Genomic DNA, 24,364 nt, shown 5'->3' with positions numbered 1-24,364 from the left:
GGCCATCGGCCCCTCCGGCCCCATCGTGATCAGCGCAGACGGCCACCAGCGGTACCCGGCCGCACTCTGTGGGCAAGCGGGAATCCCCGAAAATCCCTTGAATCGAGCGGTGTTGCGCTACTCTCCGGCGCCCACCTACACGGGGTAGCCCGGATCTCGCAGGTTCGCCATGGTCGGGTCGGAGTTGATCTGTTGCGTGCTCCGCACCGCGCCGAGCACTGCGGCTGGCAGCTCGTCCGGCCACTCCTCGGGCCCCACCAGGTGGTGCTGTCCGACGGTGAGCACGGACATCGGCAGCCCCTTGGCGACCTGCTGCTGAAGTGCCTCGCGCATCCCGCCCTCGCGCGGCGTGATGCCCGCGGCCTCCCGTACCGCCCGCCCGCAGTCCCGGGCCATGTACGGGTGCGCGGGCCCGGGACAGCACCATCATCAGGCTTATTGCTTCCCGCGACAGCCCGTCGCAGATCCGGTCCCACGACTCCCGGTCGTTATCCGCCACCGATTCCCTGAGATCACCCAGATCAGGGGCTACCGCTCGGCTTAGCGTTGTTTTTTCGGCGAGAACTACTGGGACCCCTTCATCGCGATGAGTGCGGACACCGCCGAGCACGACCTCGGTATAAACAACTTCCAGTGGCTCTTGGAGACCACTTCGACGGCGCCGCCGGTCACCTTGATGGCGGTCTGCTCGTCAATCGCATACGCCGGCCCCGCGATCTGGGCCGCCCATCGTTCTGCCGCGGCCATGGTGTTGTCCGGACAATCCGGATGATCCAGGTGCGGGAAGATCGAAAAATCAACCACGCCCAGCGCGCTGTCGCCGCCGGTGGGCGGCTTCCAGCCCACGAACTCCTCCCCGATGCGGGGGGTCATCACACAGCTCCCGGCGCTGAGACCCACGTAGACCGTGTCGGGCAGCGACGGCAGGAGTTCAGCCAGCCCGGACTCCCGCATCCAGTGGCACAGGTACAGCGTGTCACCGCCGTTGACCAGCAGGACGTCGGCCTCCCGGACCCAGGAGACCCAGAGCGCCGCCTCGATACTGGGCAGCGCGGTGAGCTCCAGCACGCCCACCGACTTCCACCCCAGCTCGGTCATGGGGCTGGTAGATAGTCCGCTGATGAATCGCCATGGCCCGCCCGGATCGGCGTACGGGCCCCCGTACCCCGCGGTGGGGATGCACAGGGCGCTGGACTCGGCAATCGGCTTACCCAGGAGATCGACCAACGCATCCTGGATGCTCGCGTTCTTGACGCCGGAGTCGGTGAGGAGAAGCTTCATCATGTCCTTCCCAAGGAACGCCGCACGCGTCAACAACAAGCCGTTCGCCAACGCGTCACGGACGTCACCATGTCATGGCTGCATCAGGACAGGGCGACGACGAAGACGCGCGCTCGGCCTCCGAGGTCTCGCAGCTGGCGCGTGACGCTGCCCAAGGCGACGGGTGGGTGGTCAGCTTCGGCTTCCGTCAGCCGGTGATGACCTGCCCCGGCTGCGCGGACGGCCGGGGGCCTGTGCGTGAACGCGAGGACTGTCGGCGGTGCATGGGCCGCGTCGACTCGGAGTCCAGGTGCGTGTACTGCCTGCGTCAGGAGGTGCCTTCACAGCCCGAGGCGTGACGACGGCGTCCCGCCGTCCTTGAGCACGACTCCATACAGCGGACCCCGGGGAGGTCCTCTCCCCCGGGGCCCGCGGTATGTCCGAGGTGAGATCAGATCCCCGACCGCCGTGACGGCTGCCGATGGTGGCAGGTCCGTCGCAGATGACGTGGATGCGGGTCACTCGCCCGTCGTAGAACGGCCTCGAGGTCGGCCGGGGACCGCTTCGGGTCGTGCTCGTGGCGGAACACCCCCGCGTCGGCAGGGAGGAGGACCCGTTGTATCCGGGGTGCTTCTTCGCCTGTGGACGATCAGGGAATTCCCTAGGTCTGAGTTCACGTAATTCCCCACGGCTGCGTCGCCTCAACCTCCCGTGCCCGGGGGGCCGGTCGGCAGATGAGCGACCACGAGAGCGGCAGCTTCTTCAGGCGTCGTTCCTTCCGGCGTAGCCGGACGCATAGGCCTTGTAGGGCGGCCCACTGCAGGCGATGAAGGGCAAGTCGTCCGACTCGCGACAGGGCGGGGCGCTCCGCAAGAAGTGCAACGTGCCATGAGTCGGGAAGAGGGCTCGCAGCTGCGGCTGTGCGTGCGCGGCTTCGATGACCAACGGGTCGCCTTGGCGGGTCCCTGGAGTGCACTCCAGCAGGGGGCGCCAGGCCGTGACGATGTCAGGGGCTTCGGGCATGGCCTGATAAAGCGTCCCGCTCTCGCCCCTGGCGTGGTTGACGCCGGGCTCGCCCGTGAGCTTGCCGAACCCGAAGGTGGCTGCCTCCCGCACGGTCGCGAAGGACCATCCGCCAGCTGGACCATGAGTCACGTGGGCGAGCATGCCACAGCCATCTGTCCTGGTCAGGATGAAGGCCGTGGGACGAGCCTCCCGACCACGTGCAGAACACCACGACGCGCCGCGGCAGCGCCGGGACTCGGCTCCGCCCCGGCGGCGTGCAGCTGGAGCGGTACCTCATCCGCCCGGCCACCCAGAACGACGACCCCGAGATGGTGCGCGCGCTCCTGGAGCCGGTGGACTTCATGGATGCGGCGATGCCCGAGGAGATCGTCGACCGGATGCGGAGCGACCGGCGGCTGCCGGCCCAGGGTGTCGTCTGGCTATGTGACGTTGACGCCGTGGACGCGGGCCAGTGCGTCGAGGCCGTCGGCCCAGCCTTGGCCGATGGCGCGGAGTTTCCAGACGGGCTGGCCGTTGGTGGTGTGCCGGTACAGCTCGGCGATGGCCATGGCGCGGATGTCGGGGTCCGTGGGCGGCTGGAATGTCCACGCGGCTCCGGCGGCGCAGTCCATATGAAGGGCTGCGTGGGTGAGGGCGCCGCAGGTCAGGCCGGTGTCGACGTCCATGTTGATGGCGATCGTGACGCGCTGGATGTCGGCGGGCAGGGCTGCGAGGTGGAGGACTGCGCGTTCGATGGTGTGCGGGCCGTCGGTCTGCTTGCCCAGCAGGCGGGCCGCGCCGTGGGCGGCGGAGGGCTGGTTGTAGAAGACGAAGTCCTCGTCGCAGGTGACCTGCCCACCGGTGTCGGTCAGGAAGAGGGTGAGGTCGGCGTCGGCGCCGGCGAAGCTGAAGGCGATGTGCAGCTCTTGCCAGGCATCCTCGGGCAGCACCAGGTTCTGTCCCGGCGCGAGGGCGGTCGCAGGGGCGTGGCTCGGCCGCGCAGGTGTGGGGGCCGGCGCCGCGGGAGCGTGCGGCGGCGTCAGGGGAGCGGTCTGGCTCTTCCACTCGGCGAAGGGGCGGATCCGGTAGGGATCCGGCAGGAGAGTGGACGATGCGGCAGGGATGTTGGCGCGCAGGTCTCCGTCGAGGTCGGCCAGGGTCGCATCGCCGGCTCCGGTGTCGTCCTGGGCGTGGTCGAGGAGGCTTTGCAGGCCGGGCAGTCGGCTGGTGTCCAGGGGCTTGATGGCGCTGGAGAGGTTTCCGGAAGCGGTAGCGGTGACCGAGCAGGCGACGTCCTGGCCGGTGTCGAGGAACCGCAGCGCGTCGGTCGTCTCCCGCCACGGGCCGGCTTCGATGGCCTGGCGTGTCCAGCGGCCGTAGGCCACGAACCCCAGACGCTGGGTGTCGGGCAGGCGAGTGAGCGCGGCCAGGTCGATGGCGGTGATCCCGGGTGCGACGGCGAATGCCTCTTTGAGCGTGGCAACGATGTTCGACCCCAGGGAGGTGAGCCACCACAGGGTGCGGTCCCGCTTGCTGAGGGTCTTGAGAGTGGGGCGCCCGCTGGGGGTGACTCCGGGCGTCTGGTCGGGCAGCGAGTCGATGTCCTGCTGCCGCATCACCACGGACAGCACTGCCCCGTCGACTCCGACTGCGCAGCCTGCGGCGGGGTTGTCGGAGAAGGCGTAATTGACCGCCTCGCACACGGTCTCCTCGTCGTTGGCGATCAGGGCCTGCCACCACTGATCAGCTTCGGCGGCCAACTGGCTGTGGACGGCGTGCAGGCGGGCCTGCTCGGCGGCCAGGTAGGCCGGAGCGTCGTCCTCGGCCCTCCGCTTGGCCGCTGCCCGTTCGGTGCGGGCGAACAGGCCCAGCCCCGCCAAGTGGTGGGCTTGGGCCTGTGCCAGGGCCCAGGCCAGGCTCAGCTGCTGAGGCCCCGGTACCACCGGCGGCCGGGCCGGGGTGAAAGACTGCAGGTGAACACTGGTTGTCTGCCGCCGCATCTCTTTCAACTCGGCGATCGCTGCATCGCGTTCCGCTTCCTGCTGGGCCCGCTCGGCCTGCCGGCGAGCACGCTCCAGCTGCGCTGCTGATGGGGCGACAACTCGCGATCGGGTCGTACGGCTCGTGCTGGTGCGGCGGCGCCCTCCGCCCAGGGAACTGGAGGCGTAGAACGGGCCCACCCCGGAAGAGATCCGCGTGCCGCCGCTGCCCATGCTGATGCGCGCCGCGCGGGGGCCCACGGAGGTGCGTACACCCCGAGTCGAAACCCGCACGCTCATCCCCGGCACACCCACACGAAAGCCGAAAGCCATGGTTCCTCTCCGTTCTTGCCTTCCTCGCGCAAGGCGCCTGTTCTTGACGACCGACCGCTGCCAACATCGCACCCCGGCAGCCCAACACGACCTGGCCGCGCTCCCGTCGGCACCACCGTGAGGACTGGCCAGCCGACCACGTCTGCCCTGGGACTGCCCCATATCGCCCGATCGCAGCCGCCGCGCTGCAACTTGGCAGCCGAGCCGCGCCTGCTACCTGTAGAAGACGGCGACACCGCCGTGATGGGAGCAGGCTCCCTGGTGATGAGCGGCATAGCTGTAGGTGCCGTCATTGCACAAGGCGGTAGCCCCGGCCTGGTCAGTCGTGCCGCCGGAGTTTGACGAGCTGCCCGATGACGAACCGCCGCTGCTGCTTCCCGAGGAGCCGGAACTTGACTCATGGGTGGCCGCTGACGCCGGCTTGGCCGTCTTGGTCACGGTGACGGTCGGGGCCGGCGCTGCCGACTTCGTCACGGTGACCGCCGGGGCCGGCGCTGCAGTTTTCGTGGCGGTCGCGGTGACGGTGACCGTAGGGCGCGGCGCGGGAATGGCCGCACTGGAATTACCACCACCGAACGCGGCACCGACCGCGAGCAGCACGAAACCACCGACCCACACGCGCTTGCGCTTGTGCAGCGGGCGGATATCAGGCATGCGGACAGGCTCAGGCGGACGGACGGCCCACGGCCCGGGCTGGTACTGGCTCACGCGACGATCCCCTTACAACGAACACCCGGACACACGCCACGGGGCAGTTGAACACTTTACAAACCCTCCCCAGAAACCGCGCAACCCCCGTACATGCGCGGGATGCAGGCCGTACCCTTCGCCCCGTACCTGCTCCGGCGGCCCAGCATTCACTCGAGTTCGCTCATCGTGATGGCGATTCCTGAATCGACCAGCGTGGATCTTGTTCCTCAGTGATTCGGGCATCAAGGGTCTGAGGACGTTGGTGGATTGCTCGGGTTGCAGATCTTGATCGTCTCGGGCTTGCGGCCGGTTCGTCGGCGTTGCCAGGATCGGCTGCATGATCAAGGGTGTGATGTTCGACTTCTCCGGGACCCTCTTCCGGATCGAATCGGCCGCGCAGTGGCTGCGCGCGGTGGCAACGAAGGCCGGTCTGGACGTGCCCGAGGGTGAACTCGACGCGTGCGCCAGCCGGCTGGAAGAGTTCGGGGCCCAGCCCGGAGGGGTGCCTCCGCGCCGAGTGCCGCCCCATCTGGAGGCACTGTGGCGCGAGCGCGATCTGACCGCCGAACGACACCGGGCTGCCTTCACAGCCCTCACCCGGGAGGCGACGCTGCCGTCGGCTGACCTGGCCGAGGCCCTGTACGAACGCTCCCAAGTGCCCGGGGCATGGCAGCCGTATCCCGACACCGAGGAAACCCTCCGCGCCCTGCACGGGCGAGGCATCCCGGTCGCTGTCGTCAGCAACATCGGCTGGGACATGCGCCCCGTCTTCCGCGACCACGGTGTCGATGACCTCGTGGACGCCTACTTCCTCTCCTTCGAGTGCGGGGTGAAGAAGCCCGATCCCCGGATCTTCCAGATGGCGTGCGACAAGCTCGGAGTGGCGCCCGGAGATGCACTCATGGTGGGAGACGAGCCCGTTGCGGACGTCGGCGCTGCCACGCTGGGGTGCCAGGTCCACCTGGTCGATCCCTTGCCCGTTGACCGGCGTCCCGGCGCACTGGCCGAGGTGCTCCAACTCCTTTGACGTGTGTCACACAGGGCTGGGGCTGGTGTGCCGGGTGCGGAATCGCGCTCCGGCTGTTTGTCAGCTGGCTCCGCAGAATTCGCGGCATCGAGCTCGCACCGACGCACAACGACTCCCGGCACCCATAGCAACCCGCCGCGACGCGGGCAAAACCGCAAGTCGACTGACGATCCTCATGCAAGCAAGACGGGTGCCCGAGGGTGAAGGACAAGCTCGGGCACCCGGGTCCGTTCCCGGGCCTCCGGGATCGTCCGGGCCACGGTGCTGGCCCAGGGAGGCACCATGCCCGGGCCGGGCGGCTACGGTGAGCCGGTGTCTGATCCTCTTGCCCCTGCACAGCAGGCCGGGCCGTCGCCGGCCCCGTGCGTGATACGCCCGGCACTCGTCTCAGCCCTGCAGGGTCAAGGCGACAAGGGCCGGCGGACGCTGAGCCTGATGCGGGACGCCGCCCACGTCCTGAACAACACCGACGCGTTCCATGCGCCTTATGAGGTGGCGCAGTCGTGTCTGCGGGGCGCACTGGACAGTGTCCTGAGTATCGCGGGCGAGGATTCCCCGGGCTGCGCCGTGCCACCAAGGCGGTCACCGAGGCCGCCGGGGCCGTGACGGATGCCTGGCGCCGGCAGCACGAGGTGGGGGCTGCGGATCTGGATGTCCTCGCCGATGCGGTCGAGGAGCTGCGTGCCGAGCAGGCGGACCGCGGCGGGTTCCGCACCCGGCAGATCGGGCACCTGGTGGCCGAGCAGACCCGGCAGGAGGGGCTGGCCGAGACGGAAGCGGCCCGCAGCTGGAGCGCCTTCTACAGCTCCGCCTCCGGTGTGCTGCACGGATCCCACAGCGGGGCCGACGAGACACGCCGCCAGTTCGACGACACCACGGCCGCCATGGAGCAGCTCTTCCTCACCCTGCCCGAGCGGGCGGACCGGCTGCGGGAGCTGGCCCGGCTGGATGCCCCGGTGCAGCAGGACACGGACGAGGTCGAGAGGATGACCGACCCGCGGGCAGGGGTGTACTTCTTCCAGGCCGCTGTGAGCGGGCGCTGGCTCGACCTGCTGCCGATGGCCCGGCTGCTGCCCGAGCAGACGCGCTGGCCGGCCGGGCCGTACCTGCGGAGGCTGCTGGCCGAGGATCCGCAGCGGGTGTGCGCCTGGGTCAAGGAGAATCTGGAGGCAATCTGTGCGCAGGGGCCCGGTGCCCTGTCGCAGGCGGTCGCTGTTCTCGGCGAGGCGGGTATGGCGGCGGCCGCCGTGCTGGCTGATCTGGTGCGCTCCCGGCCGGAGCGGTTCGTCCTGGTCCAGGCCGCGTAGGCATGTCTTACGATCGGTGCGTATGGATACCCCCACGCACTGGACCGTGCGCCATTTCTCGCAGGCCAACCCCGCAGGCCCCGGTTGCGATAGCGTTCCGGCCCTCTTGCGGCGGCTGGCCGATGCCATCGAGGCTTTGGGCCCCGCCGAGATCCAGGACGTGGTGATCGAGTCGGAGATGACCGAGCACGGCCCCTGGCGGTCGGGGACCGTCTACTTCCACCTGCCTGAGGATGAGGACTGATTCTGGCCTTCACGAGCGGAGCCAGATGACGAGGGCTGCGGCAGTCGCGCTCCCGAGGAAGACGAAGCCGCGTTTGACAGCAGTCGGCAGATCAAACGCAAGGCACCAAGGCCAGTCGTATCGCGGGCCAGACCACCGCCCAAGGCGGCACCCCTACATCCTCACAGTCGTATCGCGTGCCGACAGCGCGGTGCCTCTTGAAGCGGTTGATCCCGCACTCGACCGCGTGGCGCTTGCGGTAGTCGGCCGGGTCGAAACGTGGTGGTCAGCCGCCGCGGGAGCCGAGCTTCTTCCGGCTGCGTGCCTGGTCGGCCTTGTCGGGGATGGTGCAGCGGATTCCGCGGCGCCGCAGGTACGCGCGGTTTCTGCGGGAGGCGTACGCCTTGTCGGCGCGGACCCGATGGGGACGGACACGTGGCCGGCCCGACCCTATGCGGGGCGCGCGGACTTTCTCCAGTACGGGTTCGAACAGCGGCGAGTCCCCGCGTTGCCCGGGGCGGCACTGACAACCTCGCTCCGCGATGGCGTGCCCTTGTCGCACTGTCAGAGAGGGCCGGCGGGGGGTCTAGTCCACGCCGGGCCGGGCCGCGAGCGAGATGACCTTCACTAGATCTTTAGTTGACGAAACCTTTGATTGACGTCTTCTTCACGTCAACTTCATGATCAGGCCCGGGCTTCGCCACGAAGACCGACCCAATCATTTTCCCTAGGGGGGATGTGCCTAATCGTCACGGCTTCGGGCCGTTGAGATCGTTTCACGCCTCGGGGCGTGGTCCCCGCCCCTCGTTCCTCGCCGCCCCCGTGGACACCGGCGGGGACGCGGCGGCAGACGCCCCCGGGGCGGACGCGTCGTCTTTGACCGCCACGAACCCGGATGCCAACGACTCCTCCGACACCGCCCCTGTAGCGGTCGACCTGGTACTCGACACCGGCTCCACCGTCACGCCGTACGCCGCCTCCATGGGCGCCACCGATGAATCGGCGCCTGTCGTGGAGGACAGCGACACCCCGGTGGCCATCACCGACACCTCGGCCTTCTGGGCCCCGACGGGCGACACCGGCACCGACGATCCCGGACCCGACTACGACGCGGGCGTCCCCAAGTCGTGCAGCTCGACGGTGCTCAAGAAGTACGGCGGGGAAAACGTCATCATCGGCCAGACCTACAGCGCCACCTCCAAGGTGTCCCACACCTTCACCTACGCCAAGGGCGCGACAAGCTCTCTCGGTGTCGGGGTGTCCGGCAGTGGGACGTTCGGCTCCTGGAAGTCGGGCGGCACCACCTCGAAGTCCAGTACCATCACCAACTCCTACCCGTCCTATGGCGATCACCACGGCGTCTACTACAAGACCCAGTTCAACTACGCCAAGTACCGCGTCGACTGCGTGACGTACGGCGTCACCCCGCAGGATGTCCAGTGCAGGACGCACTACGAGGTACGGCCCACCTCCTACTTCGGCGGTGCGACGACGAGTTCCGCGTCCATCCCCAAGACGATGTCGGGCACGTGCGCGAAGTACATCAACGGCAGCCACTTCCAGCGGACCACCACCAGCGCGGTCACCTGGGCCAACGGGGCAGAGCCGGCAGGCGACGTGGGGGTGAACTTCTCCACGGAGACCGGCTACTCCAACACCGCGACCGTCGACTACAGCTTCCACGCCACCCGCTACCTGTGCGGGACGGCCGGCTCGGTCGGCGGCTCCCATCCCCACCGGTTCGTCGCGACCGGAACGAGCAGCGGATACAACCCGTGAAGCGCCTTTCCGCCGTTCGCGCAGGGCTCGCCGCCATCACGTCCAGTCTGCTTCTCGGCCTCCTCACCGGCTGTTCCGGTACGACCTCCGCTGCCTCCGTCGCCTACGGCGGCCCCTTCGACGGCAAGGACCAGCAGCCGATCAACTCCGGTCAGGTGTGTGTGCCCGTCCCGACCGGCGGGTCGGTCGCCTTCGGCGGCGACGACCTCGACAACTACGGTGATCAGAAGGCGGTGATCGACAAGATCACCCTTCTCGATCCCCATGGCCTGCACCTCGTCACAGCCTTCCTCTTGGGCAAACGGTCCACCGACTACGGTTACTCCTCCTATCCACCGCCCGCCGACTTCCTCTCGGCGGGCTGGGCGGCGCGGCAGCCGGCGGTCGGGGCGACCCTGCCACCCGAAGGCGTCAAGGAAAGGATCGTCTCGGCGTACAACCTGGTGACGGTGGTCAAGGTGACCGGCACTACACACGTCGGCATGCGTGCCGTACTGGTCGACTACCACGTCGGCTCGAAGAAGTACCGGTGGCACAACCTGATCAGCCTCCAAGTGGAGACGAAGAAGAAGCAATGCTCCTGAGATCGGGACGCCCTGTGGGTGGTGCTCGTCGGCGGGCTGCTGGCCGGAGGGGTGACCCTCCGCGCCGGCGGCCCGCCGGCCGCCCGGCCCTCCGTCCCTAACGTCGTCGCGCTGGTCAACGCCTCCGCGCCACGCAACGACATCTTCAACGGCCAGTTCTGCGGCGGCACCCTCGTCGCACCCGACCTCGTACTCACCGCGCGACACTGCCTGAGCGGCCGCCGCGACGGGTCCATCGACGCGGTCGTCGGGGCTGACAACCTGTGCCACACAGCGCCCGTCACCGGCCAACGCGCGCACGTCACCCGCACGCTGGCATACCCGGATCGCTCCGTGGACGCAGCGCTGCTCGTCCTGACCGGCTCTGTCCGCGTGCCGCCCGCACGGCTTCCCACCCGGACATCATCCGTGCCGGCCACGGGCACGGCATTCGGCTGGGGACGAGACGGCTACGGTGGCGTAGCCCCCTGCCGGCGCTCTGAAGTGGCCCTCCGGTTCACCGATCCGCAGCGCTGTGTACGCGCCCAACGCGATCTCGGCATCGCGCCGCGCCCGCAGTGGCAGCTGTGCGCCCAGCCGGCTCCCGGGGCCACACGGAACACCTGCACCGGCGAGTCGGGCGGCCCCGTCCTGGCGACACCTGCGGCGACGACCATCACCGGCATCATCAGCTGGGGCCCCAGCTGCCGCGTCGACGACATCGGGGTGTACGTCAGCGTGGCACCACTGGTGCCGTGGATCGACCACGTGGCGCACACCCAACCGAGCGGGTGATCGCCGTCTCGCGGCGTCCTCACCTGCCACGGTCTCAACCGCCTGTCCGGCCCGGACCGCCCCACCGGGCAGATCATCCGCCACTACGAGCGCTCCGGCCCGGGCAAGCCGGTTTACGCCGTCGACGTAGACCCGCAGGCGGCTCGACCGTATAGCCGAGCTCACTCAGCGTTTCCGCTGCCATCTCAGCCCCCACCGCGCCCTGCTCAAGGCGCGGGACGCCCGCGGCGTTCTTAGGCTGACGGCCGCGGAGCGCCTAGGTGTATTGACCTGAAGCGTTGTTCACACGGCTGATCGGTGGGTACCCGTCGAGATCCTCGGCCGGCTCCGTTCAGATCGGGTAATGCGGCGTCCGACACCCTCCCGCGAAGAGTTCCACCTGGCCAACCCCAGGGGCGGCCGGCCGCCCAAGCACGGCGGCGAGTTCGTATGCGGCCACCCCGCAACCTGGGCACCGAGCAGGCCGTGACGGTCACGGACACCCGCTCTACGGGAAGGCGACCGCACAGGCGTGGGACCGGCTGCACCCGCGGCTGACCCGCCGGGCCGCATGGCTCGAGCACGACGGGCCGTTGCCCATCATCGAGGGCACCGTCATCCGCCTGGTCGTTCAGAAGCTGCCCAGCGGCGGGGTCAACAAGCCGGTCTGGCTGTGGTGGTCGCGCACCGGCGCCACCGAAGCGGACGTCGACCGCTGCTGGCAGTGCTTCCTTCGCCGCTTCGACATCGAGCACACATTCCGCCTGTTCAAGCAGACCCTAGGCTGGACCAAGCCCCGGCTTCGCAGCTCGGAAGCGGCCGACCGGTGGACCTGGCTCGTGATCGCTGCCCCGGCTCGCCCAACCGCTGACCACCGACCTCCGCAGGCCCTGGGAGAAGCCGACCGAGCCGAACAAGCTCACGCCCGCCCGCGTCCGCAGAGTGTTCAGGAACCTGCACGCGAAGACCGGCTCCCCGGCTGGTGCACCGAAACCATCCCGCCCAGGCCCCGGCAGGCCGCCAGGCTCGAAGAACCAGCTACCGGCCACCCGTCACGACGTCGGGCGGGTCCTCGCCACCGGCGAGGCGTTCAGCCGTCCCGCCCACCACAAAGTCGGCACCAAGCCCCGCCGCGGCACCTGAAGCTCCGCCCGCCTGAACCGTCAGGAAGCCGACGAGGTTGGATGGCTCCATGGTGAGACGAAAGCAGGAGAAGAAGAGGCGACCTCCCTTCGGCATGCCGAAGGGCATCGTCCTGCTCGCGACGCCGGAAGGCTGGCGCCACAGTGTCCTCACCGCTGAAGGCGGGATGCTCTGCGGACGCCTCGCCGACGTTCCGGTCAACGCCGGACCAGCCGAGGCACGGGCCGCCGCGGCGGCAATGGTGGTGGGACTCGCAAACGACTTCCACGAAGTACGCGTCGACGTGACCTGGGATCCGCCTCGGGAAGCCGGGTCCTGGACCGCCCAGGTCACCGTTGCCGCGACCCCGCCGAACGCCTGTGGTTAAACGACAAGCTCAGCATTAGGCAGCAACTACCGCACGCGGGAAAAGGGCTGGGCCTGCAGGGCCTGCGGCAACGGCGAGACCCTGTGCTACGGTCTGGACCGCTTCGGTCGAGGTCTGCCGCTTGTGCTTCAAGTCCGACTGCACTGAGGACCCGGTCGCCGACCTGCTGAGCCACCTGTCCGGCGTCGGGCTCGACAAGACCGTGCTCCAGACGGTGATCACTGAGGTCACCGGGGAACTGGCCCCGGTCGCTCGTCGTCTGCTCTGGGATGTCCAAAATGAGCCGGGCCTCCTGATGGGGCAGGCTGCCCCCTCGCCGCGGACCATGCTGCTGGTAGACCGGTTGCACCGGGTCGGAGCCGAGGGCGTTCCAGCGCCGAAGTGCCTGATTGTGACCGCGCGGTCCGGCTGACGCACTCGATCAAGCGGATGAGGGTCTGCGGGACCTGCTACAACCGCGCGAAGGCCGAGAGGAACCGACGAAATGCGGTTCGCGGGGTGACGGAATGCGCGTAGCGGATCAGTGCGGGCGAGCCGCCGCAGGTTCGTTGTCCGTCGACAGCCAACCCAGTCCGTGGCTGACCCTGCCATCCAATCCAGTCGTCTGCAGGTCATGGAGTTCGGAGCGCGAGAGCTACCACGCGGACGCTTCGTCAATGAAGTTGGTCCGCACAGGTCAGCGCCTTCCATCGGACTAACTTCCCTGGCAACGGACATTCGTCTCCCGTCTTCCCGAAGGATGGCCGTCTCGCTGAACAGCGAACATGGAGGAGTTTTTGAAGCCTTGAGCAGTCTGACGGTCATCACGACGCGTGAGTCCAGGGGGGGGCCGAGGCCAGGCTTGATGGTGGAGCCCTGGCCACCCGATAGGGGGATAGATGGTTCACGTGTTCACATATTGGCTATGTCCTGCCGTGCACGCATATGCCAACCTCAGGAAGGTTCTCTGTGACAAGCACTCGCACAGCCCCGCCGCACTCGGCGGCCAACGTCTCGGCCACGGCACGTGCTCGCGAGGCCCGGCTTTCGGCGTCCTGGGCGAGGTCGGTCTTGGGGAACGTCGGTACAACTCCTAACGTCGGGATTGATCTTGGTCGGGCGTGACCCGGACGGTGATGACGGAGAGCATGACCGGGTGTGGCGGAACGGGCGAGACGGCGGACAGGGCCGAGTTCCCTGCATTACGGTCAGCTTGACCGCGTTCACACGCCGTTCGCTGGCAGGCTGGGTGGTCGGCGCGTACCCGGAAAGAGGGGGCTGGGGATGCTGGGGCAGGAGTTGGCCGCCCTGGCGGCCGCGGGCGGACTGCTGCGGTCTCCGCGGACGGGGCCCTGCAGCCGCTGCGCGATCCGTCCGTGACCGACGATGCCGAGGACGACACCTGGGCTGACGGCTGACGGTACGTTAGTCGGGTCGCCAACGCGTGGGGCATGCCGCCCGGTGGGCGTGGCGCCCGGCTGGGGCGTGTTCTCCATGGCTACTGCGGGGAACAGGCCGAATACGTGCCCCTGCCGTCGGGGAGGGGAGACAGGAGGGGGATGGTGATGAGCGGCGCAAGTGGTTCGGGGGAGGAGTGGATGGATCTGGCGGACGCGATCGCCCTGCTGCGGGACCAGATCGCCGAAGCCCATGCCCGGGTCGCCAGGCCGTCGGGGCCCGGCCACAAGGGGGTGGCGTTCACTCTGGGCGAGACCACCTTGGAACTCGGCCTGGAGCTGACCGGCGCCAAGGGCGTCAACGGCGGGTTGAAGTGGAGCGTGCTCAGCCTGGGTGGCAAGAAGGAGAGCAGCCGCAAGGCCACCCACACCCTGACCGTGAAACTCACGCCGCACCGGCCCGGCGGCGGCGACATCGACGTCAGCGACGACGAGTAGACACACCACGCACGCACGGGACCAGGAGAAGGGGGAGAAGGCTGGTGGAGATCGACCGCAGGGTGCAGATCCGCGTGGCCAGGTTGGGCACGGACAAGAACGGGTTCGGGACGGGGTACTTGGTCGCGCCGCGCCTGGTGCTGACCGCGGCGCACGTCCTGGACGGCCTGGACACCGCCGCGACGAAAGCGGTGACGGTCTGCCAGCCCGACACCAGCCCCAAACAGTTCCCGGCGACGGTGCGCTGGCAGCGCCGCGACGCCACGGTGGACGCCGCGCTGATCGAGATTGAGGAGAGCAACGGCTGGCAGGCCCCGGAGTCCCTGACGGAGCTGCTCACCCGGCCACCGCAGCGCTACGGCCTGATCATCGGTACGAGAGCGCACCCGGTCACGCTCACCGGCTTTCCCCGCATGCAAAAAGACCCCGCCGATGGCCGACGCCTGGACGAGCAGCTGCACGGTCACATCGCTCCGGGCACCGGTGCCCTGGCCGGCCGGTACGAGGTTTCCAGCACCACCCCCACTCCATCGACCGATGAGCCTGCCGGTTCCGGGAGTGGCTGGTCGGGCGTTTCCGGCGCCGCCGTCTTGGCCGACGACGGCCTCGGCGGGGATCTGTTATGCGGCATCGTGCGGCGCGACCGGCAGGCTGACGGCGGCACCCGCCTGACCTCCACCCCCGTCGCCACGCTTTTGACCGACGCCGAGTTCCGCGCCCTGATCACCGACCACACCGGATGGGAGCCGGCCCTGGAACCGGTTGAACCCGCCCCACTGCTCAAACCTGCGGCATTCGACCGAAACCTCAACTCCCCCGCAGCGCTCCTGCGCGGCGACGCCGAAACCGTCACCTTCCACGGTAGGGAAAGCGAACTCGCGGACCTGCACACCTGGTGCACCACCGGCCCAAACGGCATCGCACTGCGGGTCGTCACCGGCCCGGGCGGGCAGGGCAAGACCCGTCTGGCCCGCCGCCTGACCGACCTCCTCAGCCACAACGGCTGGGCCACCGGACATCTGCGCCCCGACCTGACCGACACCTTCACCCCGGGGGCGGCCCCACCCGACTTCACCACCCTGCACACCGCACTGCCGCTGCTGCTCGTCATCGACTACGCCGAAACCCGACCCCGCCTGCTGCGCAGCCTCATCACCCAGCTGCACCGCTCCCGCCACCGTGTCCGGCTGCTGCTGCTCGCCCGATCCGACGGCGCCTGGCGCACCGACACCCTCACCGCCACCCCCGCCGTGCGCGACCTGCTCGAAGCAGCCCCCGTCACCCCGCTCGCACCGCTCATCCCCACCAGCCGACCCGCCCAGGAACGCCATCAGGCATTCGGCCGCGCGGCGCGTGACCTAGCCCGGCTGCTGCGCCGCATCCCCACCCTGCCCGCGCACGACTGGCACATCCTCGCCGTCTCGCTGCAGCCGTCCGAAGACCTGAGCCATCCCCGCTACGACAACGTGCTCACACTGCAACTGGCCGCCCTGGTCGCCTTGCTGCAGCAGGGACCCAACCCCGTCGACACACCCCCCGGCACCCCCCTGGAGCAGATTCTCCTGCGCCACGAGGAACGCTTCTGGGAGGGCAGCGCCGACGCCCCGGCCTTTAAACTTGGCCTGTCCACAAACGTCCTGCGCTGGGCGGTCGCCGCCGCCGCCCTGTGCGGAGCAGCCACCCGCGACGAAGCCGAACAGGTCACCCGGCAGGTGCCCGACCTGCCCGCCGACAAGGCCCCCCGCACCGCGGCCTGGCTGGCCATGCTGTACCCAGCCGACGGTGACCGCTACTGGGGCTCCCTGCAACCCGACCGCATCGCCGAGTACCTCGCCTCCCGCGCCCTGATCGACGCTGCTCTTCCCCTGCCCGCCCTCCTCGCCACAGCCGCGCCGGGCCAGCAAGCCCAGCTCATCATCGTCCTGGCGCGCGCCGCCATCGCCCACTACAACACCGGACGCACCACCGACACCGACCGCGTCCTCGACACCCTCGACGCCGCCCTCGACACCACCCCCCTCACCTATCCGGCCCTGCAAACCGCCACTGCCGCGCTTCCCTTTCCCTCCGCCATCACCGCCCCCCTCGCCCTGCGCCTCACCGCCGCCCTCGCCCTCACCGACCGACGACGCGCAATCAGCGACCCTGCCCTCGCCGCTTCGCTGTCCCTGCTCGGCATCCGGCTGTGGGAGGTAGGGCGGCGGGCCGAGGGCCTGGCCATCACCGAAGAGGCGGTGGAGATCAAGCGCAGGCTGGCGCGGGACAACCCGGCCGCCCACGAACCCGGCCTGGCCGCTTCGCTGTCCGACCTCGGCGTCCGGCTGCCGGAGGCGGGGCGGCCGGCCGAGGCCCTAAGCGCCGCCGAGCACGCGGTGGAGATCTACCGCAGGCTGGCGCGGGACAACCCGGCCGCCTATGAACCCGAGCTTGCCGCTTCGCTGTCCATCCTCGGCGCCCGGCTGTCGGAGGCGGGGCGGCCGGCCGAGGGCCTAACCGCTACCGAGCAGGCGGTGGAGATCCAGCGCAAGCTGGCGCGAGACAACCCGGCCGCCTACCAGCCCGACCTCGCTACCTCGCTGTCCAATCTCGGCAACCGGCTGTGGGAGGTGGGGCAGCGGGCCGAGGCCCTTGCCGCCAACGAAGAGGCGGTGGAGATCCGGCGCGGGCTGGCGCGGGACAACCCGGCCGCCTACGAACCCGACCTTGCCACGTCGCTGTCCAACCTCGGGGTGGCCCTGTCCTCGGCAGGGCGATGGGCCGAGGCCCTGGCCGCTACCGAGCAGGCGGTGGAGATCTACCGCAGGCTGGCGCAGGACCACCCAGCCGCCCACCAGCCCCGCCTTGCCGCCTCGCTGTCCAACCTGGGCAACCGGCTGTCGGAGGCGGGGCAGCGGGCCGAGGCCCTTGCCGCCGAGCTGGAGGCGATGGAGATCTACCGCAGGCTGGCGCAGGACAACCCGGCCGCCCACGAGCTCGACCTCGCCGGCTCGCTGTCCAACCTCGGCATTCGGTTGGGGGAGGTGGGGCGGCGGGCCGAGGCCCTGGCCGCTACCGAGCAGGCGGTGGAGATCTACCGCAGGCTGGCGCAGGACAACCCGGCCGCCCACGAACCCGGCCTCGCCGGCTCGCTGTCCAACCTCGGCATTCGGTTGAGGGAGGTGGGGCGGCGGGCCGAGGCCCTGGCCGCTACCGAGCAGGCGGTGAAGATCAAGCGCAGGCTGGCGCAGGACAACCCGGCCGCCCACGAACCCAGCCTCGCCCGCTCGCTGACTGTTTTGGCCATGCTCAGGGCAGCGGGGGGCGATCTGTCCAGCGCGCTCTATGCGACGGGGGAGACAGTACAGCTTTACCGACGTCACATCGCCACGACGCCCGGCCTGCTGCCAGCCCTCCATGTCGTGCTGGATTTGCAAGCACGGGTACTCGACAAGCTCGGGCGCTCAGAGGATGCGGCAGCAGTGCGGCGCTGGCTTGAGGAACATCCCCTGTCGCCGGCTAGTGATTGACCTGTAGCGGGCGTTCCGCGAGAGCAGCCGACACGACACGCCCGACAGACCAGATTGCCTGGCACAACCGTCGCCGCTCAGCACACGATCGCCCCACGGCAGACCGGCGCCAATAGGAGTCCCGCGGTCAAGCAGGAAGGGATGTGCGACTCGAACGCCGGGTCGCCGCCCAACTCGTGCAGTTCCCGTAGGCGCTTCACGATCTGCCCGGTGTTGATCTCGCCAAGCCGGATCGGGGTCCGCTTGGGACGGGGCTTCCTGGCCAACTTCGCGGGCTTCCTCACCACCCTCGAAGTCTTCGCCCCCCAGTCGGTTCCCAAGCTGGGAACCGGAACGAATCACCCGGACCAACGACGGCGACGGACGGCAGTTCACCGGGGATCCTCACACCTCAGCACGGGAGCTCCACACAACGCGAGTCGCGTTACCGCAGGTCAGGGAATTCCGTCGGTAGCCCGCCGAGCCCTGCAAGTGGTGCGGACGTCATCGCCCGGTCGGCGGTCGCGACGAGGACGGAGCCGCGATCAGCATCACCTGCCGCCGAGAGGAGCCCGCCTGCCAGGAAGAATGTCGTGTCTGCGGTCGGCTCGATGCCGTTGCCGCCCGCACCGCCGACGGGCCGCTCTGTGCAGTCTGCCTCAAACCGCCGGTCGCCCAGTGCGGCTCCTGCGGCAAGCTCCGCGGCTGCATGTTCGACAAGACAGACTTCCTCGCTGCCGGGCATGCTCGATCAAGCAGGAGCCCTGCATCGACTGTGGACACCCCTCCCGCGTCACCGCCAGGACCGTACGGGGAATCACCATCTGCGAGAACTGCTGGGAGAAGGCCCCCGAGGCTCAAAAGCCCTGCCAGCAGTGCGGAACGGTCGAGCGGCTGTTCCCCTTCGGGCTCTGCCGCCGATGCGCAGGCGAACGACAGCTACGGACGCTGCTGACGCCGCCCGACGGCCAACGCCGTCCCCAGCTCGACAAGATCGCGAACGCCCTTCTGGACCTCAACCCCCGCCGGACCTTGCTCTATCTGCGTGAGTCAGCCACGAAGACCCGGCTGGTCACTGACCTCGCCGCCGGCACCTGTGAGCTCAGCCACGAAGCCCTTGACGCCCGCATGAGCCACCAGCGGGATCTGGCGGTCGACTACTTCCGAGTCGTCCTGGTTTCCGTCGGCATCCTTCCGGTGCGGGACGAGTACCTGGCCCGGCTGGAGCGGTGGATCGAACAGAAGACCGCAGCCATCAAGGATCTGGAGGATCGCCGCCTGATCACCGCGTTCGCTCGCTGGGACCGCATCGCTCGTATTCGGCGACGGACCCGCGGCAAGCCGATCTCCGCCTACACCAGCGACATCGCCCAGACCCAGATCGCCAAGGCCATCACCTTCCTGACTTGGATCAAGGACCACGGGGAAACGCTGGCAAGCTGCCGACAGCCCCTCATCGACCTATGGCTCACTTCGGCAGACCACCAAGGCCCCTACGAATCGCAGCGGTTCGTCCGCTGGGCGGTCCGCAGCAAGTTCGCCACCCGTATCAGCATCCCTGCCAAGCCCCAGCGGATCTCCCACCACCCGCTCGACGCCGACGAACGTTGGGCGACCGCCAGGCGCCTCCTGAACGACGATTCCATCGAGACCAGGGACCGCGTAGCCGGGCTGATGGTTCTGCTCTATGGCCAGTTCCCCGCGAGAACCTGCCGCCTGACCGTCGACCACGTCATCCATGACGAGAACGGCGTCGCCCTCCGCCTCAACAAGATCCGTCTGAGGATCCAGCCGCCCATGGACGGCCTGGTCCCTCCAACTCGTCGACATCGCACGCGATCACCAACGCACGGTGATATCGAACGAGCGCCACGTACCCTGGCTCTTCCCATCGCTGCAGATACCCAGAAGGCCGATGACCGGCCGGAATCTCGGACGCCGACTCCGCAGTATCGGGCTTCCCTCCGGAGCCGGGCGATGCGCGGCCTTGCTCGACCTCTGCACACAGATCCCCCAGGGGTTCTCCAACGCCTGCTCAGGATCAGCACTTCGGCTGCCGAGCGCTGGGCGGCTGGGGCCGCCAGAACCGCCTACGCAGCAGAACTCGCCAGGTCAGACGCTTAAGGACGAGTAGCTGCAGCGGGGATGCCGGACTTCCGAAGCGCGCGGGCCAGATACTCCATCTCGGGAAGCGTTCCTGAGTAGTCACCATCCAACACACGGCGCAGCACAGCCCTGGCGTTCATCAGGTCAATGCCGAGCTCGGCCCGCAGCACGCGCATGATGGCGACGCTCGTCGCCGGCGGAGGGCTCACCTGCAGCCACGCGGGTCCATGCTCGGAGAGCATCTGGTCCCGCCGTTCTGTCGGCACGGCACCACCGCACACGGCTACAGCAAAGCCACAAGTGGAACAGGTCGACTCAACGTCCCAGCGCAACCGGCCATTCACCAGGGCCTGAACTCCCCAGCACTCCAGCTCCGCATCGCAGTCCTGGCACAGCGCGGAGTACCTGACGGATTCAAAGACCGCCTGATCCATACCCACCCCCAACCCAGACGAGGTTAAACGACAAGGTCAGCCATCGTCGTCCACGCCTCCTCGCAGTCCCCAGTCATCTAGGCCGGAGTAGATCACTGCGATGCGGCCCCTCGGGAAGTCGAGTGACGTAGCTTCCCCGCTATAGAGGGCTACCAGCGAGTCGGGCCCTCTCCACCAGGTATCTGCCAGGCCCACCACCTCGCGCACCGGCTCGTAGCCGTTCAGCTCGAGGCCATCGACGTCATCGCCGACGAGCTTGGTGACCTGTTTTGCCCACATAGATGCGTGGTGAGCCAAGGCGAGCGATTCCACCCAGCCCTCGATGGTTGCATGGAGGGGTGCCCACTTGTCTGCCTGGATACCGAACTCACCAGACGGACTGATCATGAATGAGTAGGGGACTGCGGTCCGCTGCATCCCGGCTTCGAACCACCACCCTGCGGAGTCTGCTTCGGGCGAGTCCGGATCGAGGTACTTGGGGCCTCCGTCGTAGTGCGGTGCGGGTGGCAAGAGCAGACCGCCCCATCGCTCTTGGTAGGCCGCCATTCGATCGATCACCGCTGCTGGGATGTCCCGCTGAAGCCACCACTGTCTGTGACCCTCAACAGGGCGAACGTCGACCTTGACGCCATGCGCGCTGACAAAGGACCGCGCCCGTCGGGTCAGGCCGTCGGGCACATCGTTGATGAGGTGAAGATTCACCCGGGGGACGCTACTCAGTAGCCGTGGGGAGAGCATGCCCGCGCATCACATTGGAGGCATCACTGAGCCGTCCCAGGCGTACCAAGGCCGACAAAGACCGACGGCCCGGCGGTCCCGCGCTGTCCTTCCCGATGCCTTGTCCGAGTCGCGCGGCAGAGTCCTGCACCCGCAGGGCTGCCATCGCCCAGCCGGGGTTCGACGGCGACGACCTGAATCCGGTCCCAGGCCTGGCACCGGCCGCAATCACCCGATCGTGACTCCCGTTCGACAGACACCACTCAAGATCGAAAAGACAACAGCTCAAAGTCATGGACGGCATGGCCGAATGGCAGAACCGACCCCTCGACCGCGTCCACCCGCGTCCTGTTCGTGGAGGCCATCAACGTCGAGATCAGGGGCGGGCAGGTCGCAAACCGTCCCATCTACGTGGTGATGGCGGTGACCGTGGACGACACCCGCGACATCCTCGGCATCTGGGCCGGCGACGGGGGCGAGGGCGCCAAGTTCGGTCTGAAGCGGCGCTGCGCGTAACGTCAGTCGGTGCAGGTAGCGGTGGCGGGCGTCGGACGACCGTAGACCCCATGCCAGCAGCATGCCGGTGGACAGTGCTGTCACGTGGCCGACGGGAGTGACCCCCAGCGTGGTCAGGCCGCTCGTGATGTGCGGTGCGCGCACCGCGAGCGCGGCGAGCGCGGTCCATCGGTGCCACCGCCGAGCCCCCGATGCCACCACGGCGGCCAGGGCCGAGACGATCACGTAGGACGGGCCGACGTCCAGCGTCGCACGCAGCGCAGGGTCTGCTTGGCCGGCCGCGATCCGCGCTGCCAGCAGCCCTTCGCTCACTAGTGTGCCGAGGACCTGGCCGGCCGCGATCAGCGCGACCGCCCGTATGTTGCCGAACCGGATGACGAGAAACGCCAGCATGGCCCCGGCCAGGGCGATGCTGCGCAGACAGGCCCAGGGATCGGCGCCGAACAGGAAGGCGGAGGCGATGAGCGCCTCCACAGGATGATCACCCATATTGGCCAGGTTGGTCGATGCCCAGGCGTTCACCGCGTGATCACCGCCGTACGTCAGGGACGACACGGCGGCGAGCAGGGCGAAGCCCCAGGGCACAGGGGGAAGCCATCGGCGGGCGGGCGTCCGGGAGAGATCCATGTGGCCGACCCTCGCAGAGGGTGCCCGCCCCGCGGATCTGGCCACGGAATGACCGACTGATCTCTGTCTCTGGACAGAGGCGGATGATCGCCCTCCCGGCTAGGGTCGGATGCGTGCGAGGCATGATGGTGAGGCATGACGCGGGGTCCTGTGCCAGGAGGCTGACGCCGACTCAGCTGATCGGGCTGGATGTGCTTTTGGCCATGGTCCTGATGGCGTCGAACGTCTTGTGGTGGACGCTTGGCACGCACCGCACGGGCTGGCCGGCATGGCAGACCGTGCTGACGTGCTCGTTGGGCGTGGCCGTCGCCGTCCGGCGGCTGCTGCCACTGCCTGCACTGGCGGTGGCTTCGGTGGTGATGGCCACCGACGGCGGGCTCAGCCTGACGGGGGTGCTGGCGACTGCCTTGCTGGTGTACGGGGTGGCGGTCGCCCGACCTACGCGTGTCGCGGCGTACGCGAGCGCGGTGGCAGGCGCCGCACAACTCGCCTTGGTGATCCCTATGCAGGGCATAACAGGGCACGACTACTGGGGGTGGCCAGGGATGAGCCAAAGCCTCATCGTCGAGGCCGCTGCCTGGGCGATCGGATGGTCCACCAGACAGGGCCGCGCCTACACCCGAGGCCTGGTCGAGCAGGCCGAAGAGCGGGCACAGCTCCTCCTCGTCGAGGAACGCATGTGCATCGCCCGGGAGTTGCACGACGTCGTCGCGCACAGCCTGAGCATCGTCGCGGTCCAGGCGGGCGTCGGCCACCACGTCATCGGCAGCCGACCTGACGAGGCCGCGAAATCCCTCTCCGCGATCGAGACCACCAGCAGGGACGCCCTGCGAGAGCTGCGTTCACTGCTAGGTGTCCTGCGCGATGACGACGGTGCCGAATGGCTGCCCGGCGGCCTCGACGACCTAAACACACTCATCGAACAGACCCGACGGGCCGGCGTCCAGGTCGACTTGACGACCAGCGGTCACCCACACGCCCTGCCCCGAGGTCTGGACCGCGCCGCCTACCGCATCGTGCAGGAAGCACTGACCAACGTCGTCAAGCATGCCCGCACCAGCCACGCCCGGGCGACGGTCGCCTACGCGCCGGGCGAGGTCGCTCTCACGGTCGTCGATGCCGGAGCCGGCCGCACGACCACCCCGATCACCGAGGGCCACGGCCTGACCGGCATAAAGGAACGCGCCGCCCTCTACGGCGGCGAGGTCCACGCCGGCCCGCTCTCCCCGCACGGCTTTCGCGTCACCGCCCGCCTGCCGTACGCCACGGACGAGCGAACAGCCCAATTCCCCGTGGGCGCCGACCTGGAGGGCGCATGACGGTGCGGGTCGTCGTGGTGGACGACGAAACGCTGGTGCGTGCCGGGTTCCGTGTGCTGCTCGAGTCGGAAAACGATCTCCAGGTCGTCGGCGAGGCGGCCGACGGGACCCAGGCGGTCAGGGTGATCCGCGAACAACGCCCCGACGTCGCCCTGATGGACATCCGGATGCCCGGGCTCAATGGCATCGAGGCCATCCGCGCGCTGCTCGGGGGCCCGTCTCCGGTACCCGTCCACGTCCTGGTGCTCACCACCTTCGACCTGGACGAGTACGTCTTCGAGGCGCTCCGCGCAGGCGCCGCGGGCTTCCTCCTCAAGGACACTCCACCCGCACGCCTGATCGACGCCGTGCGGGTGATCGCCACCGGGGAGTCGCTGCTGTCACCCGGCGTCACCCGCAAGCTCATCGAGACCTACGTCCGCCGCCCCGGCTACACAGGCCCGGTCACCCGCACCCTGGACGATGTGACCGGCCGCGAGCGTGACGTGCTGGGCTTGATCGCACGTGGCCTGTCCAACCACGAAATCGCAGCCGAGCTGTATCTGACCGTCGGCACGGTCAAGACCCACGTCAGCCACCTGCTGACGAAGCTGGGGGCCAGGGACCGGGCCCAACTCGTCATCGCCGCCTACGAAAGCGGACTGGCAGGGCCCGCACGTCGTTGAAGCAGGACGAGCAGGACCCAGTTGTTAGGCAGGAGGTTCACGCCTCGGCCGGTGCGATCCACGCGGGGCACGACACAGCCCAGCCACCCGCGGATGGGCCAATCGGCTTGACGCCCGTCCTGGCGAGCCGGACGTACCCCACCCCGACGCCCTCGAGTTGGCTTCGCAACC

General features: G+C 68.8%; 21 protein-coding genes and 4 pseudogenes. 15 read left to right on the top strand and 10 right to left on the bottom strand.

The genetic code is table 11. The features are described from left to right. Positions 1-135 precede the first annotated feature (135 nt). The 5 genes from ACZ418_RS41325 to ACZ418_RS41305 form a co-directional block, all read right to left on the bottom strand. On the bottom strand, positions 136-396 hold the full coding sequence (locus ACZ418_RS41325; protein WP_468373576.1) for a hypothetical protein: 261 nt from the start codon (positions 394-396) through the stop codon (positions 136-138). Between the two features lie 168 nt (positions 397-564). Continuing rightward, positions 565-1,281 (bottom strand): Type 1 glutamine amidotransferase-like domain-containing protein, encoded by a 717-nt coding sequence (locus ACZ418_RS41320; RefSeq protein WP_468373609.1) that lies wholly within the window; start codon positions 1,279-1,281, stop codon positions 565-567. A gap of 741 nt (positions 1,282-2,022) precedes the next feature. Beyond that, positions 2,023-2,283, bottom strand: coding sequence for a DUF6193 family natural product biosynthesis protein (locus tag ACZ418_RS41315; RefSeq protein WP_468373607.1), 261 nt, complete (start codon positions 2,281-2,283; stop codon positions 2,023-2,025). 422 nt (positions 2,284-2,705) lie between these two features. Continuing rightward, positions 2,706-4,265: a TerD family protein gene (locus ACZ418_RS41310; RefSeq protein WP_468373573.1), complete on the bottom strand. Its 1,560-nt coding sequence runs from the start codon at positions 4,263-4,265 to the stop codon at positions 2,706-2,708. Positions 4,266-4,790: 525 nt separating this feature from the next. After that, the gene (locus ACZ418_RS41305) at positions 4,791-5,231 is read right to left on the bottom strand and encodes a DUF3761 domain-containing protein (protein ID WP_468373570.1); all 441 of its coding nucleotides are present in this window, start codon (positions 5,229-5,231) and stop codon (positions 4,791-4,793) included. Positions 5,232-5,604: 373 nt separating this feature from the next. Here ACZ418_RS41305 and ACZ418_RS41300 point away from each other — a divergent pair, with 373 nt between their 5' ends. From ACZ418_RS41300 to ACZ418_RS41290, 3 genes are all read left to right on the top strand, one after another. Continuing rightward, positions 5,605-6,294 (top strand): HAD family hydrolase, encoded by a 690-nt coding sequence (locus ACZ418_RS41300; protein WP_468373567.1) that lies wholly within the window; start codon positions 5,605-5,607, stop codon positions 6,292-6,294. Positions 6,295-6,797: 503 nt separating this feature from the next. Continuing rightward, positions 6,798-7,601 (top strand): hypothetical protein, encoded by an 804-nt coding sequence (locus tag ACZ418_RS41295; protein WP_468373564.1) that lies wholly within the window; start codon positions 6,798-6,800, stop codon positions 7,599-7,601. A 22-nt stretch (positions 7,602-7,623) separates the two neighbouring features. After that, positions 7,624-7,845 carry a hypothetical protein gene (locus ACZ418_RS41290; protein ID WP_384414195.1) on the top strand — a complete coding sequence of 74 codons (222 nt, stop codon included), beginning with the start codon at positions 7,624-7,626 and terminating at the stop codon, positions 7,843-7,845. Positions 7,846-7,936: 91 nt separating this feature from the next. Here the strand turns inward: ACZ418_RS41290 and ACZ418_RS41285 are convergent. After that, a pseudogene (locus ACZ418_RS41285) lies at positions 7,937-8,374 on the bottom strand (transposase); the annotation flags it as partial. 326 nt (positions 8,375-8,700) lie between these two features. Here ACZ418_RS41285 and ACZ418_RS41280 point away from each other — a divergent pair. From ACZ418_RS41280 to ACZ418_RS41245, 8 genes and pseudogenes are all read left to right on the top strand, one after another. Continuing rightward, positions 8,701-9,603 carry a hypothetical protein gene (locus tag ACZ418_RS41280; protein ID WP_468373561.1) on the top strand — a complete coding sequence of 301 codons (903 nt, stop codon included), beginning with the start codon at positions 8,701-8,703 and terminating at the stop codon, positions 9,601-9,603. Next, on the top strand, positions 9,600-10,187 hold the full coding sequence (locus ACZ418_RS41275) for a hypothetical protein (protein WP_468373560.1): 588 nt from the start codon (positions 9,600-9,602) through the stop codon (positions 10,185-10,187). The genes ACZ418_RS41280 and ACZ418_RS41275 overlap by 4 nt, the downstream gene beginning before the upstream one ends. An 18-nt stretch (positions 10,188-10,205) precedes the next feature. Next, positions 10,206-10,961: a S1 family peptidase gene (locus tag ACZ418_RS41270; protein WP_468373559.1), complete on the top strand. Its 756-nt coding sequence runs from the start codon at positions 10,206-10,208 to the stop codon at positions 10,959-10,961. Between the two features lie 295 nt (positions 10,962-11,256). Continuing rightward, positions 11,257-12,083, top strand: a pseudogene (locus tag ACZ418_RS41265) (transposase); the annotation flags it as partial. Between the two features lie 49 nt (positions 12,084-12,132). Further along, positions 12,133-12,450 carry a hypothetical protein gene (locus ACZ418_RS41260; RefSeq protein ID WP_468373557.1) on the top strand — a complete coding sequence of 106 codons (318 nt, stop codon included), beginning with the start codon at positions 12,133-12,135 and terminating at the stop codon, positions 12,448-12,450. Between the two features lie 121 nt (positions 12,451-12,571). Continuing rightward, positions 12,572-12,862 carry a hypothetical protein gene (locus tag ACZ418_RS41255; protein ID WP_468373554.1) on the top strand — a complete coding sequence of 97 codons (291 nt, stop codon included), beginning with the start codon at positions 12,572-12,574 and terminating at the stop codon, positions 12,860-12,862. A 1,132-nt stretch (positions 12,863-13,994) separates the two neighbouring features. After that, entirely contained in the window at positions 13,995-14,324 is a 330-nt protein-coding gene (locus tag ACZ418_RS41250; RefSeq protein ID WP_468373551.1) for a trypco2 family protein, read from the top strand. Between the two features lie 44 nt (positions 14,325-14,368). Continuing rightward, positions 14,369-17,830: a tetratricopeptide repeat protein gene (locus tag ACZ418_RS41245; protein WP_468373549.1), complete on the top strand. Its 3,462-nt coding sequence runs from the start codon at positions 14,369-14,371 to the stop codon at positions 17,828-17,830. Between the two features lie 424 nt (positions 17,831-18,254). On the opposite strand, the gene ACZ418_RS41240 is transcribed toward ACZ418_RS41245, so the two are convergent. After that, the gene (locus ACZ418_RS41240) at positions 18,255-18,554 is read right to left on the bottom strand and encodes a hypothetical protein (protein ID WP_468373546.1); all 300 of its coding nucleotides are present in this window, start codon (positions 18,552-18,554) and stop codon (positions 18,255-18,257) included. Positions 18,555-18,841: 287 nt separating this feature from the next. Here ACZ418_RS41240 and ACZ418_RS41235 point away from each other — a divergent pair, with 287 nt between their 5' ends. Further along, complete coding sequence (locus tag ACZ418_RS41235) at positions 18,842-19,933, top strand: hypothetical protein (RefSeq protein ID WP_468373543.1); 1,092 nt, start codon at positions 18,842-18,844, stop codon at positions 19,931-19,933. Here the strand turns inward: ACZ418_RS41235 and ACZ418_RS41230 are convergent. Both ACZ418_RS41230 and ACZ418_RS41225 read right to left on the bottom strand, forming a co-directional pair. Further along, positions 19,930-20,349 carry a hypothetical protein gene (locus ACZ418_RS41230; protein ID WP_468373540.1) on the bottom strand — a complete coding sequence of 140 codons (420 nt, stop codon included), beginning with the start codon at positions 20,347-20,349 and terminating at the stop codon, positions 19,930-19,932. The genes ACZ418_RS41235 and ACZ418_RS41230 overlap by 4 nt on opposite strands. A gap of 36 nt (positions 20,350-20,385) precedes the next feature. After that, positions 20,386-21,051 (bottom strand): hypothetical protein, encoded by a 666-nt coding sequence (locus ACZ418_RS41225; RefSeq protein WP_468373537.1) that lies wholly within the window; start codon positions 21,049-21,051, stop codon positions 20,386-20,388. Positions 21,052-21,353: 302 nt separating this feature from the next. Between ACZ418_RS41225 and ACZ418_RS41220 the strand changes: the two are divergent. Then, a pseudogene (locus ACZ418_RS41220) lies at positions 21,354-21,558 on the top strand (transposase); the annotation flags it as partial. 96 nt (positions 21,559-21,654) lie between these two features. Here the strand turns inward: ACZ418_RS41220 and ACZ418_RS41215 are convergent. Further along, positions 21,655-22,209: pseudogene (locus tag ACZ418_RS41215) on the bottom strand (rhomboid-like protein); the annotation flags it as partial. A gap of 122 nt (positions 22,210-22,331) precedes the next feature. Here ACZ418_RS41215 and ACZ418_RS41210 point away from each other — a divergent pair. Together ACZ418_RS41210 and ACZ418_RS41205 are read left to right on the top strand one after the other, a co-directional pair. Further along, a complete protein-coding gene (locus tag ACZ418_RS41210) occupies positions 22,332-23,528 on the top strand; it encodes a sensor histidine kinase (protein WP_468373604.1) in 1,197 nt (398 codons plus the stop codon). After that, on the top strand, positions 23,525-24,193 hold the full coding sequence (locus tag ACZ418_RS41205; protein ID WP_468373535.1) for a response regulator: 669 nt from the start codon (positions 23,525-23,527) through the stop codon (positions 24,191-24,193). Before ACZ418_RS41210 ends, ACZ418_RS41205 begins: the two co-directional genes overlap by 4 nt. The last annotated feature ends 171 nt before the right edge of the window (positions 24,194-24,364 follow it).

The sequence above is a fragment of the Streptomyces sp. NPDC030820 genome (assembly GCF_055572075.1).
The sequence above is the reverse complement of the archived record's forward strand: the minus strand, read 5'-3'. Positions and strand labels throughout refer to the sequence as shown.